Here is a 17,880-nt window from a genome sequence, read left to right on the forward strand (position 1 = left end):
CTCCTTGCGGCTTCAGCATGACGCGCTACAGGATGAGGCGTGCCGCCGCGGCGCCGACGGACGAGGGAAACCCCAGAACGATGGCGGCGCTCAGCACGTCCTCGATGTCGGTGCCGTCGGTCCGCCCGAAGGTCCACAGCAGGTACAGGCAGATCAGCAGGACGACGACGTAGCCGACCACGGTGAAACGCACGAACAGGGTCCAGAAGCCCATGTCCTTCGGAAATTCCGACCCGCCCGGGAAATCGATGCTGTAGACGAAGGCGTGCATGATCACCAGGGACAGCAGGACCAGCGCCAGCTCCCGCCAGGGATCCATCATGTAGGACAGCTGGATCATCTCCTCGGTCGGCGCGACGTTGAGGCCGAGGAAGAGGGCGCCGACGCCCATCAGGAACAGTTCGCCCGGGTAGGTGGGGTCCTGGCGATCCTCGTCGGCGGCGCGGCCCTGCTGGCCGAGCTGGCCGCGGGCAAGCAGGGCGCCGATGCTGCCGGGAAAGCTCTGCAACGCGATCTTGCCGATGACCTCCTGCCGGGTCATGTCGGTGTCGATGACCTTGAAGACGAACAGCACCACCGCGGCCATCAGCACCGCGACGGCGATCGCGACGAAGGCGTCGGTGACGTCCTCGCCCAGGGTCCGCGTGCGTTCGAAGCCGACGAACCGGGACAGCCCGACGAGCAGTGGCATCTGCACCACCAGCAGAAGGATCAGCCGCCACGGGCTTATGGAAAAGCCGATCTGCCACATCTCCATGGTCATCAGCATGGGCAGGGCGAAGATCAGGGCGCCGGCGAAGGCCCGGGCGATCCCGACGGCGAAATCCCGGTCGATGGTGCTGGAAGCGGTCGCGTCGGCGGACATGCTGGTCTCGAAGCCTCCCCTTCGCCGTTGATCCGGGCCGTCCGGCCGCTCACCCACAGGCCGGCACCTGGAGTGCCGGCAACCCGTTCCACAGAATGGCGACCAGCGCCGCGACGGCGGCCGTCGCGGTGAACCAGCGGATGAAGCGGCGCGGATCGTCGCTGGCCCGCGGCGCCGGCCCGCCGCTCCACAGCGCGCCCATCAGGACCGCACCCGCCAGCAGCAGGGCCGCCGCCGTCGCGCCCAGCACCAACGCGACGGGCAGCGGCAGGCCGAACAGGTCCAGGGCGTCCAGGCCGCGGGCGCAGACCAGCCCGTTGATTCCGTAGATCGCCAGGAAATGCACCACCCAGATCAGGAAGGCGGACATCATGCCGGCGAAGGTCGCGGGAAATCCGTGTCGTTCCATGCCCGGCCTCACAGCGCGACGCGCGGGAACAGGTGCACCAGCAGCAGGGCCGCGGCCCCCTGCCCGCAGCTGTACTGCCACATCAGCATGGTGTTGTCGAAAGTGACCCGGCGCCGCGCGTGCAGCCGTCCGGCGAAGGACCGCGCCAGCGTGTAGCCGGTCATCAGCAGCAACACCGCCAGATGGAAGCCCTGCCACGCCGCCAGCGTGAAGACGATGGCGCCATAGGCGCTGTCCGCCGCCCGCAGGCCGGACTGGACCTGGGCGTAGGGCTCGGCCACCCCGGCCGCAACCAGCAGGAGGAACCCAACCAGCAGCGCGATCCGCATCGGCCAGGGCCGGTTGCGGCCCAGCAGGCGGCTCGCCGCCAGCATGGCCCCGGCCCCCAGCGCCAGCAGCGCAAGACCGCCGGCCATCCAGCCGAGCCCCGGCAGCGCCGCCGCGTCCGTCGGCCAGACATCGGGGCTGACCGTCCACAGGAACAGGTAGGCGAAGACCAGGCTGGCGAAGGCGGTGCCGTCCACCAGCAGCAGAACCACCATCGCCCACCAGGAATGGTTCTGCGGCCCCTGCACATAGACGGGAACGCGCCAGCCGCCGCCGATGTCCTGGGGCGGGTGATCCTCCCCCTTGTCCAGGCTCCACACCCACCACAGCACGGAAGCGATCGCCAGCACGCCCGGCAGGAGGGACAGCCAATACCACTGCACGGTCAGGCACAGGAAATGCGCCGCCGTGAACAGGCCGGCCAGGAAATGACCCCAATGCGGGCCGGGTATGGGCATCAGGTACTGCGGCCGGGCCTCGATGGGGCTGGTCACGATGGTCTCGCGCCGGTTGGTCGGGGCGCCGGGCAGGAAATGGCCGCCCTCCTCCACCTCGCGCGACAGGTTGGGCTGGTCCCACAGCGGGTACAGCGAGGTGATGCGCGGGATGCTGCGCGTGGCGTAGGTGTCGTTGGGGATCCACTCCAGCGTGCCGGCCCGCCAGGGGTTCTGCGGCGCCGATTGGCCCCAACCCAGGGCGCTGCGCGCCATATCCACCAGCACCAGCAGCACGCCCAGCGCCAGCACGAAGGCCCCCGCCGTGGAGGCCATGTTCAGCCCGTTCCAGCCGAGGTCGCCGGGGTAGGTGTAGACGCGCCGGGGCATGCCCAGCAGGCCGCTGACGTGCATGGGGAAGAAGGTGGCGTTGAAGCCCAGGAACATCAGCCAGAAGGCCCAACGCCCCAGCCGCTCCGACAGCATGCGGTTGTTCAGCGTCGGCCACCAGTGGTAGAGCCCGGCGAAGACCGGGAAGACCATGCCGCCGATCAGCACGTAGTGAAGGTGCGCCACGATGAAGTAGCTGTCGTGCGCCTGCCAGTCGAAGGGGATGACCGCGACCATCACGCCGGTCAGCCCGCCGAGCACGAAGATGAACAGGAAGCCCAGCAGGAAGTGCGTCGCCACCGTCCACTGCACCCGGCCCTTGCCGAAGGTGGCGATCCAGGCGAAGACCTGGATCCCGGCCGGGACCGACACGGCCATGCTGGCCGCGGAGAAGAAGCTGATCGACAGCTGCGGGATGCCGGTGGCGAACATGTGGTGCACCCACAGGCCGAAGCTGAAGAAGCCCGTGGCGACCAGCGCCACCACGATCAGGTCATGGCCGACCAGCGGGCGCTGCGCCAGCGTCGGCACCATCATCGACACCAGCCCCGCCGCGGGCAGGAAGATGATGTAGACCTCCGGATGGCCGAAGAACCAGAACAGGTGCTGCCACAGCAGCGGGGAGCCGCCCTGCTCCGCGATGAAGAAGGGCCACTGGAAGGCGCGCTCGATCTCCAGCAGCGCCGTCGCCACGATCACCGCGGGGAAGGCGAAGATGATCATGCCGGCCATGATCAGCATCGACCAGGCGTAGACCGGCAGCTTGTCCAGCGTCATGCCCGGCGGCCGGGTGCGCAGGATGCCGACCACGATCTCGATGGCGCCGGCGATGGCGGAAATCTCGATGAAGCCGATGCCGAGCAGCCAGAAATCGGCGTTGATGCCCGGGGAGAAGCGGAAGCTGGTCAGCGGCGGGTACATGAACCAGCCGCCGTCGGGCGCCGCGTCGAACAGCAGCGACGCGAAGAAGGCCAGCCCGCCGAAGAAATAGGCCCAGAAGGCGAAGGCCGACAGGCGCGGAAACGGCAGGTCGCGCGCCGCCAGCATGGCGGGCAGCAGATAGACCCCGATGGCCTCCACGATGGGCACGGCGAACAGGAACATCATGCCGGTGCCGTGCACGGTGAAGAACTGGTTGTAGGTGCCGTGGTCCAGCAGGTCGTTTTCCGGCACCGCCAGCTGCGCCCGCATGGCCAGCGCCAGCAGGCCGGAGATCAGGAAGAACAGCAGCGCCGTGCCGATGTAGAAGACGCCGACGATCTGGTTGTTCACCGCGGTCAGGATGCCGATGCCGCGCGGCGCCTTCCAGACGCGCTTCAGCGTGGCGATCTCCTCGGGCGGGCGCGGCAAGGGGCTGGGCAGGCCGGGATCGTCGAGCGGCGGCGTCATGACAGGCTCTCCAGCCACGCGGCGACGGCGCGCAGGTCCGCGCCGTCCAGGATGGGGAAGGACGGCATCCGGTTCTCCGGCTTCACATGCTGGGCGCCGGCGATCCAGGCGGCGAAGGCGTCCGTGTCGTTGGGCATCGTTCCCGCGGCCAGACGGCGGCGCCCGCCGACATGCGTCAGGTCCGGGCCGAGCAGCCCCGCCGCGGCCGTGCCGCGCACCGTGTGGCACGCCCCGCAGCCGAGCTTCAGAAAGCTGTCCCGCCCGGCCGCCAGCGTGGCGTCGGCCGGCTCCGGGGCCGGCTGGCGCTGGGCGGCGAGCCAGGCCTCGAACCGGTCCGGCGGCTCGACGATCACGTCGAAGGCCATCAGCGCGTGCTGCGCCCCGCAATATTCGGCACACTGGCCCCGGTAGACGCCCGGCGTCTCGCCGACGAGGACCAGGCGGTTGGTGTGGCCGGGGATCATGTCGATCTTGCCGGCGAGGCTCGGCACCCAGAAGCTGTGGATGACGTCGGCGGCCTCCACCACGAACTCCACCGGCCGCCCGGCCGGGATGACGATCTCGTTGGCCGTGCGCAGCGGGGCCGGACCGTCGCGGTAGCGGACATCCCACCACCACATGCGGCCGGTCACCTCCACGCGCAGCATGTCTGCGGAGCCCTGGGCGGCCAGCCGGCGCGCCACCGTGAACTCATAGACCTGAAGCGCGGTCAGCGTGACGACCGGAAACAGGATCCCGCCGCCGATCACCCAGGCGCGGGCGCCGGGGAAACGGTCGGGCCGCGCGAAGACGGCGTAACCCGCCAGCGCCATGACGGCCAGGAAGATCACCCCCGCCCCAATGAACAGGACCATGGAGAGGTCGAGGATCGCCGCGGCGTTGCTGCCGCCGGCGGACAGCGCCGATTGCTGGCCCTCGCACGCCGCCAGCCAGGCCGGCCCGCCGGCCGTCCACAGCGCCCCTGCGCGTCTTCGCCGCCGGCTGCGGCCTGATTGGCGGGCCATGCCCGTGCTCCCCCCTGCCCTCGTCCCGGGTGTCGGCTCGTTCAACTCCCGGCGACACCCCCGTGTTCCATCGGGCGCTCCCCGGAACCTCGGCATTTCCGAGAGCATTCTTCTGGGGACGAGGGCGACCGTTCCCGGTTGGAACGGGCGACGACCCGATGAACCGCAGCCGGAGCGAGGAACCCATGCGCAGAATGCTGATGATCCTCGCAGGCGTGCTCGCCGTGCAGGCGGTGGGCGGGTTCCTGTTCGCCTGGTCGGGGCTGTACAGCGTCGCGGCCAGCAAGGAGCATTGGCCGCCGGTCTATTGGTTCCTGCACATGGCGATGCGGAACTCCATCGAGACGCATTCCATAATGATCGACGCGCCGAGCCTGGACGACCCGGCGCTGATCCGGCGCGGCGCCGGCCATTACGAGGACGGCTGTGCCCCCTGCCACGGCGCGCCGGACTCCCCGCGCAACCCGATCTCGCGCCACATGCTCCCGACGCCGCCGCACCTGCCGGGCCGGGTCGCGGACTGGACGCCGGAGCAGCTGTACTGGATCACGCTGAACGGCATCAAATACGCCGGTATGCCGGCCTGGCCGGCGCAAGCGCGCGACGACGAGCCCTGGGCCGTCGCCGCCTTCCTGCGGCGGCTGGACGACATGGACGGCGCGGAGTACCGGCGCCTCGCCTTCGGGGAGGAGGCTCCGGCCGAGGACCACTCCCACATGGCGGAACTGGCGGCCAAGCCGGACGGGCCGATCCGGGACGTGCTGGACAACTGCGCGCGCTGCCACGGCTATGACGGCGCCGGGGACAACAGCGGGGCCTTCCCCCGGCTCTCCGGCCAGAACGCCGATTACCTGCACGAGTCCCTGCGGTCCTACGCGGCCGGAACGCGGTTCAGCGGCATCATGCAACCTGTGACCTCCGGCCTGGACGACGGCGTCCTGCGGGCGTTGGCCGACCATTACGCCGGGCAGTCCGAGGCGCCCTACCCGGACCGGCGGGCGGAGGATCCGCCCGACCTCCTCCAGCGCGGCGCGGATCTCGCGGCGGCGGGCGATCCGCAGCAGGGCGTTCCCGCCTGCTCCGGCTGCCACGGTGCGAACCGCGATCCGCGCTATCCCGGTCTCGACGGGCAGCACGCCGGCTACATCGCCGACCAGCTGCGGCTCTGGAAACAGGGAAAGCGCGGCACGACCGCCCTGTCCCGCATCATGGAAGCGGCGGCCCGCGACCTGACCGAGGACCAGATCCGGGCGGTGTCGCTGCATTACGCGCGGGTGCGGCCGCAGGAGGCGTCGGCCTTCCAGCCATGACGTCGCGCGCGATGGCAGGTCACTCCCCCCTCATGCGGGCGGCGAATCGAGCGCAAGGCCATCCACTCCGCACGGCCAATCAGAATGGCAAGAACCCGCAGCCGGCACCGGCGATGGTGGCGATGAGCAGGGTCCGGTCCAGGAGCATGTTGCGCGTCTCGCAGCGGGTCTCTTCCCACCGTCAGCGGGGGAGCGCGCCCGCCAGGAAGAGGCGGTAGGCGGGGTTGTCGGTCTCGTTCCAGTACGGATAGCCGAGGTCGTCGAGGCACCGGCGGAAGCGCGCGCGGTCGCGTTCGGGCACCTGGATGCCGGCCAGCACGCGGCCATAGTCGGCGCCGTGGTTGCGGTAGTGGAACAGCGAGATGTTCCAGTCCTGCGCCAGGCCGTTCAGGAACTTCAGCAGAGCGCCCGGCCGTTCGGGGAACTGGAAGCGGAACAGCATCTCGTCCTTCAGGCCGGGCACGCGCCCGCCGACCATGTAGCGCACGTGGAGCTTGGCCATCTCGTTGTCGCTCATGTCCAGCACGGGGCAGTCCAGGCCGCGCAGCAGGTCCATGATCTGGCGCTTCTCCGCGTCGCCTTCGGTCAGCTGGACGCCGACGAAGATCTGCGCCTCGCGCTCGTCGGCGTAGCGGTAGTTGAACTCCGTGATTGACCGCTTGCCGAGCGCCTGGATGAACTGGCGGTAGGCGCCGGGACGCTCCGGGATGGTGACGGCGAACAGCGCCTCGCGCCGCTCGCCGATCTCCGCCCGCTCGGCGATGTGGCGCAGGCGGTCGAAGTTCATGTTGGCGCCGCTGCTGATGGCGACCAGCCCCTTGCCCTGGAGCCGCTCGCGCGCCGCGTATTTCTTCAGCCCAGCCAGCCCGACCGCGCCCGACGGCTCGGTGATGGCGCGGGTGTCCTCGAAGATGTCCTTGATGGCGGCGCAGATCTCGTCGGTGTTGACGGTGATGACCTCGTCCAGCAGCTCGCTGCACAGCCGGAAGGTCTCGCTGCCGACCTGCCGCACGGCGACGCCGTCGGCGAACAGGCCGACCTGGTCCAGCTGCACGCGGGATCCGGCCGCGATCGCCGCCCCCATGCTGGCCGCGTCGTCGGGTTCCACGCCGATGACCTTCACGTCCGGGCGCAGGAACTTGACGTAGGCGGCCACGCCGGCCGCCAGTCCGCCGCCGCCGATCTGCACGAAGATGGCGTCGAGCGGATGCGGGTGCTGGCGCAGAATTTCCATGCCGACGGTGCCCTGTCCGGCGATCACGTCCGGATCGTCGTAGGGGTGGATGAAGGTCAGCCCCTTCTCCGCCTCGATCTGGCGCGCGTGGAGGTAGGCATCGTCGAACACGTCGCCGTGCAGCACGACCCGGCCGCCGCGGCTCTTCACCGCCTGCACCTTGATGGCGGGCGTCGTGCGCGGCATGACGATCACCGCCTTGATGCCCAGCTTCTGCGCCGACAGCGCTACGCCCTGCGCGTGGTTGCCGGCCGAGGCGCAGACCACGCCGCGCTCCCGCGCTTCCGGCGACAGGCCGACCATCTTGTTGTAGGCGCCGCGCAGCTTGAAGGAGAAAACCGGCTGGAGATCCTCGCGCTTCAGCAGAGCCGTGTTGTTCAGGCGCTGCGACAGCCGCGCCATCGGATCGAGCGGGCTCTCGATCGCGACGTCGTAGACGCGGGCGGTGAGGATCTTCCGGACATACTCATGCATCGAAAAAGGCCTTCTGCAAGCTGGTCCGGGCAGCATAGCAGAGCCGGGGAGCCGGCAAGAGCGCCGGCGCGGATTTTCTCAGGGCGGAAATTCTGCGGCCGGCCCGCGGCATGCGCGGGCCGGTGCGAAGAATGGATCACCCGCGCCCTTCGGCCTTGGCGATGCCTTCCCACAAGCCGTTCAGATAGACGGCGCCCAGCGCGCGGTCGTAGAGGCCATAGCCCGGCTTGCCGGTCTCGCCCCAGATCATGCGCCCGTGGTCGGGGCGGGCGTAGCCGTCGAACCCGGCCTCGTGATAGGCCTTCACGATCTCCGCCATGTCGAGCGAGCCGTCGGCGGAGCGGTGGCTGGTCTCGTGGAAGTCGCCGGCCTCCGTCACCTTCACGTTGCGCAGATGCGCGAAATGGATGCGCTTGCGCCCGGCGAATTCCCGCACCATGGCCGGAATGTCGTTCTTGCACGACGCACCCAGCGAGCCCGAGCACAGCGTCAGGCCGTTGGCCGGGTCGTCCACGATGGCGAGAAGCCGCTCCAGATCCTCGCGGTTCTTCACGATTCGCGGCAGGCCGAAGATGGGGCGCGGCGGGTCGTCCGGGTGGATCGCCATGCGGATCCCGGCCTCCGCGGCGACGGGGATGACGCGCGTCAGGAAATATTCCAGGTTCCGCCACAGCGCCTCTTCGTCGACCGCTTCATACTCGGCGAGCAGCGCGCGGAGTTCCTCCGGGCGGTAGCTGGCGTCCCATCCCGGAAGCGAGATGCCCTGGCTGACGTCGATGCGGTCCACCGTCTCCACGTCGAAGGCCAGCGTCGTGGACCCGTCCGGCAGCGTCATGTCCAGCGTCGTGCGCGTCCAGTCGAACACCGGCATGAAGTTGTAGCAGACCACCTTGACGCCGCATTGGGCCAGGTTCCGCAGGGTCGTGCAGTAGTTCTCGATCAGGCGGTCGCGCGACGGCTTGCCGAGCTTGATGTCCTCGTGCACCGGGACGCTTTCGATGACCTCCAGCGTCAGGCCGTGCGCCTCGATCTTATCCTTGAGCGCCTGGATGTTCTCGACCGGCCAGGCCTCGCCGACCGGAACGTCGTACACCGCCGACACGATGCCGTGCATGCCCGGAATCTGCCGGATGTGGCTGAGGGGGATCGGGTCGCTGTCGCCGTACCACCGGAACGTCATCTTCATGATTTGCCTCGTTGAAAAACCCGATCCGGCGGCCAGGGAGCGGCGTCCGCCGTCTGGTCTGATGGTCTACTGGCCGGACCAGTGGACCAACGATAGGCTTGCCCACTGGCCGTGACAAGACTCAAGTTGGCAAGGCGCGGAATGTCCCACGCCTTGCGGAGCGCGGGCTTGATGTTGCCCCACCTTGTGCGCATTCCTATGCGGACGGCCGTGCCGCGATTCGAAGCGGCATTCGCCGTCGCGGGCCGCCCAGGCCCCCACCGCTGTTCCGGAGTACGGTTCCATGGATCTGCCGACGGTTAAGGTCGAGCGCTTGTACCGCCAGATTTCCAACATCCTGATCACCTACATCCGCGACGGGCACTTCGCGCCCGGACAGCTGCTGCCCGGCGAGCGCGACCTGGCCAAGCAGCTGGGCGTCAGCCGGTCGTCGGTGCGCGAGGCGCTGATCGCGCTGGAGATCAACGGCTGGGTGGACATCCGGACCGGGCACGGGGTCTATGTGGCGCAGAAGCTCCCGGACGAGACGGAGGTTCCGGCGAACGAGGAGGTCGGCGTCGAATCGCTGATGGAAGCCCGCGGCGTGATCGAGGGGGAGATCGCGGCGATGGCGGCCAAGAAGGCCACCGAATCGCAGCTCGCCGAGATGGCCGGGCTGATCGAGGCGATGGAGGCGGAGATCGGCGACCGGGCGGCCTTCCACGACCACGACCGGCGCTTCCACGCCCTGATCAGCGCCATGACCGGAAACCCGGTGTTCGTCGAGATCACCGACCTGCTCTGGAAGAAGCGGCAGTCGCCCCACTACACGGAATTCGAAAAGCAGTATTCGGGCGAAGCGGTCGCCCGCAGCATGTGCACCGACCACCGCGCGATTCTGGACGCGCTGCGCGCCCGCGACGGCAAGGCCGCGAAGTCCGTCATGCAGAAGCACATCCGGAACGCCCAGAGCAAACTGTTCGGCGCCCGCGCGCGCTGACCTCCCGCCGCCCCGATCCTTACCGCTTGGGGGACACCGTCCGCGGAGGCTGTCCGCGGGGCACTCCGCGGAGCCCTCATCCTTACCTCTTGGGGGCCGTCGGCGACGGCGGGGCGCGACGCTCCGCAGCGGCAATCCTTACCTCCCGGGGGCGAGTCGCCCCGCGGCGCGCCTGGAACCTTCGAAAGTGGTGCCCGATTCGGACTCCAGCGGAACTCTGCGCCTCCATCCTTACCGCTTGGGGGCGGCTTTGCGGCCGCCTGCCCCCAGGAGGTAAGGAATGCCATGCCGGCCAAACACGCGTCGGACGGCCGATTCGCCCCCAAGCGGTAAGGATAAAGCCGGTCGAGTCGCCCGGTTGGGTGAATCCAGCGGCGTCGCGTCTGGTCCAGTGGCCACCAAAAACCCCCATCACCCGGTCAAATCCTGCGTTTTTGAGTCTGTTCGGATTCAAAAAGGATTCATGGGCGCGGATTCCCACTGGATCCAACGAGTCGCCCACCCTGATCCTTACGAGGTGGGGGCGGAACGCTTACGGGGCGGGGGCTTGGCCCCCACGCCCCAGGGCGTAAGGGTAAGCCCCCAAGCCGTAAGGATGCTCGGATCCTTGGTGGAAAGTCCTTTCCTTACTTGTTTGTGGCGTAAGGATTGAATAGGCTCTGTCGGTCCACGGGAGGATTCGGAATGCCGGCAGTACGGCGCAAGAAGGCACAGAAGGCGGCGGAGACCGGCGTCCCGGAATCCGGCGTTGCCGATTCTGGCGCCTCGGGGTCCAGCCCGTCCGATTCCGGCGGCACCATGCTGGTCGTGGGGCCGGGCGACCTTGAGGGCCGCACGATCATCGACGCCAGCCCTGCGGGTTCCACCGACCATCCCCTCCCCGCCATCCCGGAGGAGGCGCCGGTCGCGTTGGGCCTGACCGCGCGCGTCGCCAACGCCACCTTCGAGCGCGACGGCTACAAGCACCTGATCAAGGCCGCGGAGGCCGTCTACAGCTACCCCGCGAACGGCGCGCGGCTGTCGCTGCCGGCGCAGAAGATGCTGAACTTCATGATCCATCTGGCCGGCAGCCAGAACTTCGCCAACAAGCTCTACCGGCTGCCGAAGCGGGTGGTGCGCGGGAACCACAAGGGCAACGAGCGCATCTTCGACGCGCTGAAGGAAATCTTCGACAGCAGCCTCGTGGTCATCGGCCCCTTCCGCGGGCGGCGGTCGCGCGCCGAGCTGCGCATCCTCAGCAGCTACGTCCGGCCGGAGGAGGAGGAGGACAGCGACGCGGCCGACATCCATTTCCAGTTCACCGACGCCTTTCTGGAAATCCAGCGCACCTCCCAGCTCTGGGCCAAGCTGTCCGGGCCGGCGATGGTCAAGGTGACCAGCACCTACGCCCTGAAGCTCTACGAGATCGGGATGCAGCGCTACCAGATGGACTACCCGTCGCTGGAGCTGGACATCGACACGCTGCGCAAGCTGCTGAACGTGCCGGAGGGGGCCTACAAGGATTTCGGCATCCTGCGGACCCGCACCATCGACCGCGCCATCGCGGAGGTCAACCACCTCGCCCCCTTCCGGGTCAGCATGCCCGACGACAAGATGAAGCGGCGCGGGCGCAAGATCGAGACGGTGACGCTGGAGTTCCAGGCCAAGGACGAGGAGGAAGTGGTCGAGACCTTCCTGGAGCGCGAACGGCACAGCGCCGGCCGGCGCGCCCGGCGCGCGGGAACGGTCGAAGCGCTCGCCATGCCCGAGCAGGCCGATCCCGGCCCCCTGCCCGACGCCGACGACGTGAACGCCCTGTGGGCCGCCGCCCTGCACGCGCTGAAGGGCCGCGTCCCGGCCCCGCTGCTGGGCGAGCTGGAGCCGCTGCGCGTCGAGGACGCGGCTCATGGCGTCCGCCGCCTGGTCCTGCGGGCGCGCACCGCCGCGACCGCGGACGCCGCGGGGATGAACCACTGGCCGACCTTCAAGTCCACCCTCTCCTCTCTCACCGCCGGCCTGATCGCCGACGTGGCCTTCGAGGCGCCGAACCGGCGTGGCAAGTAAGGATGGGCGGCGATTGCCCTGATATCGTCACCAGGGCAATCGCATTTGGCGAGAGTTCTCCTTTCCCAAGACACCCGTCATTCCCGCGAAGGCGGGAATCCAGCCGTATCAGGCGCTTAGCGCTAAAGTTCTGGATCCCCGCCTTCGCGGGGATGACGGCGATATTTAGCGAAGGAATCCCATGCCCAAGTGCGATTGCCCTGGGTCCCAACCCCGCCCTGTTGCCTCATGCTCTCGCTTTCTGTAGGATATAAAACCTATGGAGCCGGGAGGGAGCAACCATGAAACATCATCGCCGCTCATGTTTCATGGCGTTTCATTCCGTCGCACGCCGCACAGCGCGAAAGCGGCGTCCGGTCGCGATGTGCGATAGTCCCGATATTGTCACCGTGACGGGTTGACGATTTCGTCACGTATTGCCAAGGTCTGGCAAAACTTCCCTGAACGGGCCACGACCGTGATCTCGACATCGATCAAAGGCGAACAGCTGCGGGCCTTCCGCGAAGGCCGGAACATGGGGCAGCAGGATATGGCGGACTGGCTGAACGGCCAGCTCAGCCGGCGGTACGACCGCAACCGGGTCAGCCGCTGGGAGAACGGAAGCGAGCGCGTCCCCCAGATCGTCGCGCAGCTGATCTCGGTCAGCGACAAGATGGCGGCGGCACCCAAGGGCCTTCCCGCCGTGGCGGCGCGCGGCGGCGCCTCCGGTCCTGCGCGGACCGCGACGAAGCTGTCCATCGCCAACCAGAAGGGCGGCGTGGGCAAGACCACGACGGCGGTCAACCTCGCCTTCCTGCTCGCCAAGTCCGGGATGCGGGTGCTGCTGGTCGACGCGGACGCCCAGGCGAATGCCACCATGCATCTGGGGGTGGACGCCTACGCGCTCGATCGCGAGGGGGCCACGCTCTACCACGTGCTGCTGAAGGACCGGCCGATCGAACAGACGATCGTTCCGGTGTGCGGCGGGCTGTTCGACCTGCTGCCGTCCAGCCTCACCCTGTCCCAGGCCGACGGCGAGATGGCCGGCGATCCCAACAGCAACCTCGCGCTCCGCGAGAAGCTGGGCGACGTGGAATCCTCCTACGACGCCATCGTGATGGACTGCCCGCCGAACCTCGGTCAGGTCACCATCAACGCGCTGAACTGCTCCGACTATGTGCTGGTGCCGGTCCAGACCGAACCCATGGCGGCGCTGGGCGTGCCGATGCTGATCGACAACACGCTGACCAAGGTGCGGCGGCGGGTCAACCCGGGGGTCGAGGTGCTGGGCATCCTGCCGACCATGTTCGCGGAACGCCACTCCATGGACCGCATGACGCTGGCGCAGCTGCACGAGCTGTACGGGGCCAAGACCCGCATCTTCTCGCCGGTGCCCGCCACCACCCAGTACCCGCAGGGCTCCGCCGCCGGCCGCCCGACGCTGGAGGCCATACCCACGGCGCCCGGCGCCCAGAGCTACCAGGAAGTCGCGGACGCGTTGATCGCGCTGCGCGACCGGCGCAACGAGGACGCCCCAGACACCGCCAAAGACACCGCCCAAGGCGAGGCCATTCATGTCCAATAAGCTGCTGTCCCAGGCGACGAAGTCGCGGATGCTGACCAAAGCCGTCGCCGGCGCGTCCGAGGCGGTGTCGAGCGATCCCCGCTTCCGGGTGTCTGCCGATCATCCGGAAGTGGTCGAGCTGGACCTGGACAAGATCGACCCGAACCCGCACCAGCCGCGCCGCCATTTCGACGAGGCGGCGCTGGAGGGGCTGGCCGCGTCCATCGCGCAAGTCGGCCTTCGCCAGCCCATCGGCGTCCGCAAGGGCAACGGCGGGCGCTACACGCTGGTGTGGGGCGAGCGGCGCGTCCGCGCCTCCCGCATCGCCGGCAAGGAGACGGTCTTCGCGCTGCTCGTCAAGGAGGGCAACAGCGCCGAGCTGGCGCTGATCGAGAACCTGCAGCGCGAGGACCTGGACCCCATCGAGACGGCCGCCGGCCTCGCCGCCCTGCGGGAGCAGCACGGCTACACGCACGAACAGCTCGCGGCGGTCAGCGGCCTCAACAAGACCGAGGTCACGCGGACGCTGAATATCCTTACTTTGCCCGCCCCCATCCTCGACGAATACGCGCAGCACCGCGGGCGCGTGGGGAAGTCGGCGCTGTTCGAGATGGTGGACGCCGACGATCCGGACCTTCAGCTCCGCCTGTGGGCGCTGGCCAAGGACGGCGCCACCGTCGCGACGCTCCGCGCCGCCCGCAAGGACTTCGCGGACGGTGCCGAAACCGTGGAGAAGCCGGCGCGCGCCGCGGTGCCGGCCGCCAAGCGGATGGTCGTCGGCGTCCGGAAAACCTTCAAGCTCCTCGACGACGTGCGGGAGCAGGGGGCCGCGCTGGACGACGCGCAGCGGGACCTCCTGCGGGAGCTGCGCGGCCGCATCGACGCGCTGCTGGGCGACTAAAGCACCCCGGCGGCGCCGACCTCCGCGATTTCCTCGGCGATGGCCTGCCTGCTGTGAGCGGCGATACGGCATCCGGTGCGATGACGTACCGGATGCCGGTCTTTGCAGCGGGGCCGCAAATTGCAACTCAAGCTGCGGGAAAGGCGCGGCCTGCGACATACCCGGGCCGTGACCTTGGCTGGAAAATCCAGCGTGCGGCTTGGCCTGCATCTTGCCTGCTCGACCGGTATACGCCGAAGGCGGCGGACAACGAACAAGCTGGAGAGGGGTGCGCCATGGCGTCGATGAACACGGAACGACCCGCCTTACGCCGTGCCCGGCCTCGCCGGCCGTAGTTCCGCGGCCGCAAGGAGAGTCCAGGATGCGGATCGAGATGGCCGGACTGTGCTTCACGTCCGAGACGGGTCTCCCCTTTTCGCATGACCCATGGCTGGTGGCGCTGTCCTTCGTGATCGCCGCCTTCGGCTCCTACGCCGCGCTGGACATGGCCGACCGCTCGCGCCGGTCGACATCCCATACCGTCCTTTGGCGGGCATGCGCCGCCGGGGCGCTGGGGGGCAGCGTCTGGGCCATGCATTTCATTGGCATGCTCGCATTGATCATCGACGCCCCGATCGCCTACCAACCCTTCAAGACGCTGCTCTCCCTCGCGATCGCCGTCGGATTCGTCGCCTTCGACTTCCACCTCGTCCGCCGCATGGCGTCCTCGGCCGGAGCCGTCATCGCGGGGGGCATCGTGGTCGGCATCGGCGTCGCCGCGATGCACTACATCGGCATGGCGGCCATCGTGCTGCCCGGCCGTGTGGCCTACCGGCCCGAGTTATGGGGCTTGTCCATCCTGGTCGCCATGGCCGCTTCGACCATCGCGCTCTGGCTGTCGACCCGGATGCATGGGGTGCGCGAACGCATCGCGGCGGCGCTGGTGATGGCCGTCGCCATCAGCGGCATGCACTACACGGGGATGGCCGCGCTGGTCATCAAGCTCGACCCCTTTTCACCGCTTCAAGGTGGGATGCCCAACGGCCCGCTGGTCGCCGTGGTGGCGGTGGCCACGATCGGTCTCCTCCTGCTTGCCCTGGTGTCGGCGGCGGCCGACCGGCGCCTGTCGGCAGCGGCGGAACATGAAGCCGTGTCGCTGCGGATTGCGAACCTGGAGCTTCAGACGGTGCAGCTCCAGCTGGAGGCGACACAGCGCGAGATCATCCGCCGCCTGTGCAGCGCCGGGGAGTTCCGCGACAACGATACCGGGCAGCACGTCGCCCGCATGGCCCATCTGGCGCACCGGCTGGCGCTGTCGGCTGGATGCGGCGACGAGTTCGCCGCCCGGCTTCTGGAAGCGGCACCGCTGCACGACATCGGCAAAATCGGCATCCCGGACCACGTGCTTCTGAAACCGGGACGGCTGGACGAGCGGGAATGGGCGATCATGCAGCAGCACGCGACCATCGGCCACCGGCTGCTGAGCGGAAGCGGCCTGCCGTTGCTCGACCTTGCCGCGGAGATTGCCGGGGCGCACCACGAGAAATGGGACGGCAGCGGCTATCCGGCGGGCCTGAGCGGCGAAGCCATCCCGCTTTCCGGCCGGATTGTCGCCGTGGCGGACGTGTTCGACGCGCTGTTGTCCCCCCGGCCTTACAAGCAGCCCTGGGCGCTGCCCCGCATCGTAGCGCACATGCGGGAGCAGGCGGGGCGGCAGTTCGATCCGCGTCTGGTCGCGGTGTTCCTCGACGATCTGGACGCGATGCTGGCGATCCGCGCGCGCTTCATCGACGGGCGGGACCCGAAGGGGCGGTGCGTCGCCCCATCGGAGAAGGCCGCCTCGACTTCGGTGGCGGCAACTTAAAATCGTGTTCCGCTTGGCGCCCCGCACGGCCTTCGGCGGCTCCGTCCCGGCTGAACCGTCATAAATTCATAGCCAAGCCATCACGTGTTCGACACGCATTCATTGCGATAAGGGCGCCGTCCTTTGATGACCCTGACTGGAGTCCACGCGATGGCCCGCACTTTTCCCTGGATGAGGAGCCCCTGGATGGGGGCCGCCCTGCTCGCCCTGTCCCTGGCGCCCGCCGCCCAGGCGCAGGACGCTTTCCCCGCCGCGCTGGCCGGTCATGCGATCCTGCCGGCCAAGAGCTTCATCGACGCCCCGTCCGATGCGCCCGCCGACCTGCGGGTGTCCGGGAAATTCACCACCGGCCGCCGGGTCGAGGCCATCGGCACGGTCGAGGGCAAGTCCGCCGACCGGCCGACCGGCCTGTCCGTTCCGTTCGCCGGCCAACCGCTGCAGGGCCATTCGGGGATCAAGCGCATGCCCGACGGGACCTTCTGGATCCTGACCGACAACGGGTTCGGCGCCAAGGCCAATTCTCCCGACAGCATGCTGTACCTGAACCGGTACAAGGCCGATTTCGCCGGCGGCGCCATGGAGCGGCTGGAGACCATCTTCCTGCACGATCCGGACAAGAAGGTGCCGTTCCGCATCGTCCAGGAAGGGACGGAGCGGCGCTACCTGACCGGCTCCGACTTCGACACCGAAAGCTTCCAGATCATCGGCGACACGCTGTGGATCGGCGACGAGTTCGGCCCCTTCCTCATCAAGGCCGACCGGACGGGCCGCGTGCTCGCCGTGTACGACACGCTGGTGGACGGCAAGGTCGTCCGTTCCCCCGACAACCCGGCGGTGACCACGCCGGCCAGCCCAGCCGAGACGGTGCCGTTCCAGGTCCGGCGCTCCAAGGGGTTCGAGGGCTTCGCCTCCTCCAAGGACGGTCGGTTCCTCTATGGGCTGCTCGAAGGGCCGGTGTGGGACGCCGAGAAGAAGGCGTTCGAGAAGACCGCCGATGGGCGGGATTGCCTGCGGATCCTGGAGTTCGACGTGGCCAAGGAGGCCTGGACCGGCCGGTCCTGGCAATATGTGCTGGAGCAGAACGGCAACGCCATCGGCGACTTCAACATGATCGACGGCACGACGGGCCTGATCATCGAGCGTGACAACGGCGAAGGCACCCTCGACAAGGCCTGCGCGCAGGGCCAGCCGACCAGCAACTGCTTCTCCAGCGTCGCCGCTTTCAAGCGGGTCTACAAGATCGAGCTGACCGACGCCAACGCCGGCGGCCCGGCGCGCAAGATCGGCTACGTCGACCTGATGCGCATCGCCGATCCGGACAAGAAAGCGCGCAAGCCGCTGAACGACGGCGTTCTGACCTTCCCCTTCTTCACCATCGAGAATGTCGACGTGGTGGACGACCGGCACATCGTAGTGGGCAACGACAACAACCTGCCCTTCTCCAGCAGCCGCGACCCCAACATCGCGGACGACAACGAACTGGTCCTGCTGAACGTCGAGGCGTTCCTGAAGGCCAAGTAACGCCAGCGCGAGAAGGCGCGGCGAGGGT

The 17,880-nt window shown here is 68.5% G+C and carries 13 protein-coding genes; 7 read left to right on the forward strand and 6 right to left on the reverse strand.

What is annotated here, in order from left to right:
• Positions 1-25 precede the first annotated feature (25 nt).
• Genes J2851_RS23825 through coxB form a run of 4 tightly spaced genes read right to left on the reverse strand, consistent with a single transcriptional unit; the run spans position 26 to position 4,818 of the window.
• Positions 26-865: a TIGR02587 family membrane protein gene (locus J2851_RS23825; protein WP_209769381.1), complete on the reverse strand. Its 840-nt coding sequence runs from the start codon at positions 863-865 to the stop codon at positions 26-28.
• A gap of 49 nt (positions 866-914) precedes the next feature.
• Positions 915-1,274 carry a hypothetical protein gene (locus J2851_RS23830; protein ID WP_209769382.1) on the reverse strand — a complete coding sequence of 120 codons (360 nt, stop codon included), beginning with the start codon at positions 1,272-1,274 and terminating at the stop codon, positions 915-917.
• 8 nt (positions 1,275-1,282) lie between these two features.
• On the reverse strand, positions 1,283-3,814 hold the full coding sequence (ctaD, locus tag J2851_RS23835; RefSeq protein WP_209769383.1) for a cytochrome c oxidase subunit I: 2,532 nt from the start codon (positions 3,812-3,814) through the stop codon (positions 1,283-1,285).
• Complete coding sequence (coxB, locus tag J2851_RS23840) at positions 3,811-4,818, reverse strand: cytochrome c oxidase subunit II (protein ID WP_209769384.1); 1,008 nt, start codon at positions 4,816-4,818, stop codon at positions 3,811-3,813. The genes ctaD and coxB overlap by 4 nt, the downstream gene beginning before the upstream one ends.
• Before the next feature lie 185 nt (positions 4,819-5,003).
• Here coxB and J2851_RS23845 point away from each other — a divergent pair, with 185 nt between their 5' ends.
• The gene (locus J2851_RS23845) at positions 5,004-6,128 is read left to right on the forward strand and encodes a c-type cytochrome (protein WP_209769385.1); all 1,125 of its coding nucleotides are present in this window, start codon (positions 5,004-5,006) and stop codon (positions 6,126-6,128) included.
• Between the two features lie 181 nt (positions 6,129-6,309).
• Here J2851_RS23845 and ilvA read toward each other — a convergent pair whose 3' ends face one another.
• Both ilvA and uxuA read right to left on the reverse strand, forming a co-directional pair.
• Positions 6,310-7,836, reverse strand: a complete 1,527-nt coding sequence (gene ilvA / locus J2851_RS23850) for a threonine ammonia-lyase, biosynthetic (RefSeq protein ID WP_246500884.1) — start codon at positions 7,834-7,836, stop codon at positions 6,310-6,312.
• A 136-nt stretch (positions 7,837-7,972) separates the two neighbouring features.
• Entirely contained in the window at positions 7,973-9,022 is a 1,050-nt protein-coding gene (gene uxuA, locus J2851_RS23855) for a mannonate dehydratase (protein ID WP_209769387.1), read from the reverse strand.
• Positions 9,023-9,305: 283 nt separating this feature from the next.
• On the opposite strand from uxuA, the gene J2851_RS23860 reads away from it, so the two are divergent.
• From J2851_RS23860 to J2851_RS23885, 6 genes are all read left to right on the forward strand, one after another.
• On the forward strand, positions 9,306-10,001 hold the full coding sequence (locus J2851_RS23860; RefSeq protein WP_209769388.1) for a FadR/GntR family transcriptional regulator: 696 nt from the start codon (positions 9,306-9,308) through the stop codon (positions 9,999-10,001).
• Positions 10,002-10,685: 684 nt separating this feature from the next.
• Entirely contained in the window at positions 10,686-12,044 is a 1,359-nt protein-coding gene (locus tag J2851_RS23865) for a replication initiation protein (RefSeq protein ID WP_209769389.1), read from the forward strand.
• A gap of 514 nt (positions 12,045-12,558) precedes the next feature.
• Positions 12,559-13,608: a ParA family protein gene (locus J2851_RS23870; RefSeq protein WP_209769390.1), complete on the forward strand. Its 1,050-nt coding sequence runs from the start codon at positions 12,559-12,561 to the stop codon at positions 13,606-13,608.
• A complete protein-coding gene (locus tag J2851_RS23875) occupies positions 13,598-14,488 on the forward strand; it encodes a ParB/RepB/Spo0J family partition protein (RefSeq protein ID WP_209769391.1) in 891 nt (296 codons plus the stop codon). The genes J2851_RS23870 and J2851_RS23875 overlap by 11 nt, the downstream gene beginning before the upstream one ends.
• A gap of 361 nt (positions 14,489-14,849) precedes the next feature.
• A complete protein-coding gene (locus J2851_RS23880) occupies positions 14,850-16,331 on the forward strand; it encodes an MHYT domain-containing protein (RefSeq protein WP_209769392.1) in 1,482 nt (493 codons plus the stop codon).
• A 186-nt stretch (positions 16,332-16,517) separates the two neighbouring features.
• Positions 16,518-17,852 carry an esterase-like activity of phytase family protein gene (locus tag J2851_RS23885; protein ID WP_246500885.1) on the forward strand — a complete coding sequence of 445 codons (1,335 nt, stop codon included), beginning with the start codon at positions 16,518-16,520 and terminating at the stop codon, positions 17,850-17,852.
• Positions 17,853-17,880 lie beyond the last annotated feature (28 nt).

Source organism: Azospirillum rugosum, from assembly GCF_017876155.1.
Taxonomy (GTDB): domain Bacteria; phylum Pseudomonadota; class Alphaproteobacteria; order Azospirillales; family Azospirillaceae; genus Azospirillum; species Azospirillum rugosum.

Coding starts and splice junctions, on each gene's coding strand:
- J2851_RS23825 (WP_209769381.1), bottom strand. CDS start 865: ATGTCCGCCGACGCGACCGCTTCCAGCACCATCGACCGGGATTTCGCC.
- J2851_RS23830 (WP_209769382.1), bottom strand. CDS start 1,274: ATGGAACGACACGGATTTCCCGCGACCTTCGCCGGCATGATGTCCGCC.
- ctaD (WP_209769383.1), bottom strand. CDS start 3,814: ATGACGCCGCCGCTCGACGATCCCGGCCTGCCCAGCCCCTTGCCGCGC.
- coxB (WP_209769384.1), bottom strand. CDS start 4,818: ATGGCCCGCCAATCAGGCCGCAGCCGGCGGCGAAGACGCGCAGGGGCG.
- J2851_RS23845 (WP_209769385.1), top strand. CDS start 5,004: ATGCGCAGAATGCTGATGATCCTCGCAGGCGTGCTCGCCGTGCAGGCG.
- ilvA (WP_246500884.1), bottom strand. CDS start 7,836: ATGCATGAGTATGTCCGGAAGATCCTCACCGCCCGCGTCTACGACGTC.
- uxuA (WP_209769387.1), bottom strand. CDS start 9,022: ATGAAGATGACGTTCCGGTGGTACGGCGACAGCGACCCGATCCCCCTC.
- J2851_RS23860 (WP_209769388.1), top strand. CDS start 9,306: ATGGATCTGCCGACGGTTAAGGTCGAGCGCTTGTACCGCCAGATTTCC.
- J2851_RS23865 (WP_209769389.1), top strand. CDS start 10,686: ATGCCGGCAGTACGGCGCAAGAAGGCACAGAAGGCGGCGGAGACCGGC.
- J2851_RS23870 (WP_209769390.1), top strand. CDS start 12,559: ATGGGGCAGCAGGATATGGCGGACTGGCTGAACGGCCAGCTCAGCCGG.
- J2851_RS23875 (WP_209769391.1), top strand. CDS start 13,598: ATGTCCAATAAGCTGCTGTCCCAGGCGACGAAGTCGCGGATGCTGACC.
- J2851_RS23880 (WP_209769392.1), top strand. CDS start 14,850: ATGCGGATCGAGATGGCCGGACTGTGCTTCACGTCCGAGACGGGTCTC.
- J2851_RS23885 (WP_246500885.1), top strand. CDS start 16,518: ATGGGGGCCGCCCTGCTCGCCCTGTCCCTGGCGCCCGCCGCCCAGGCG.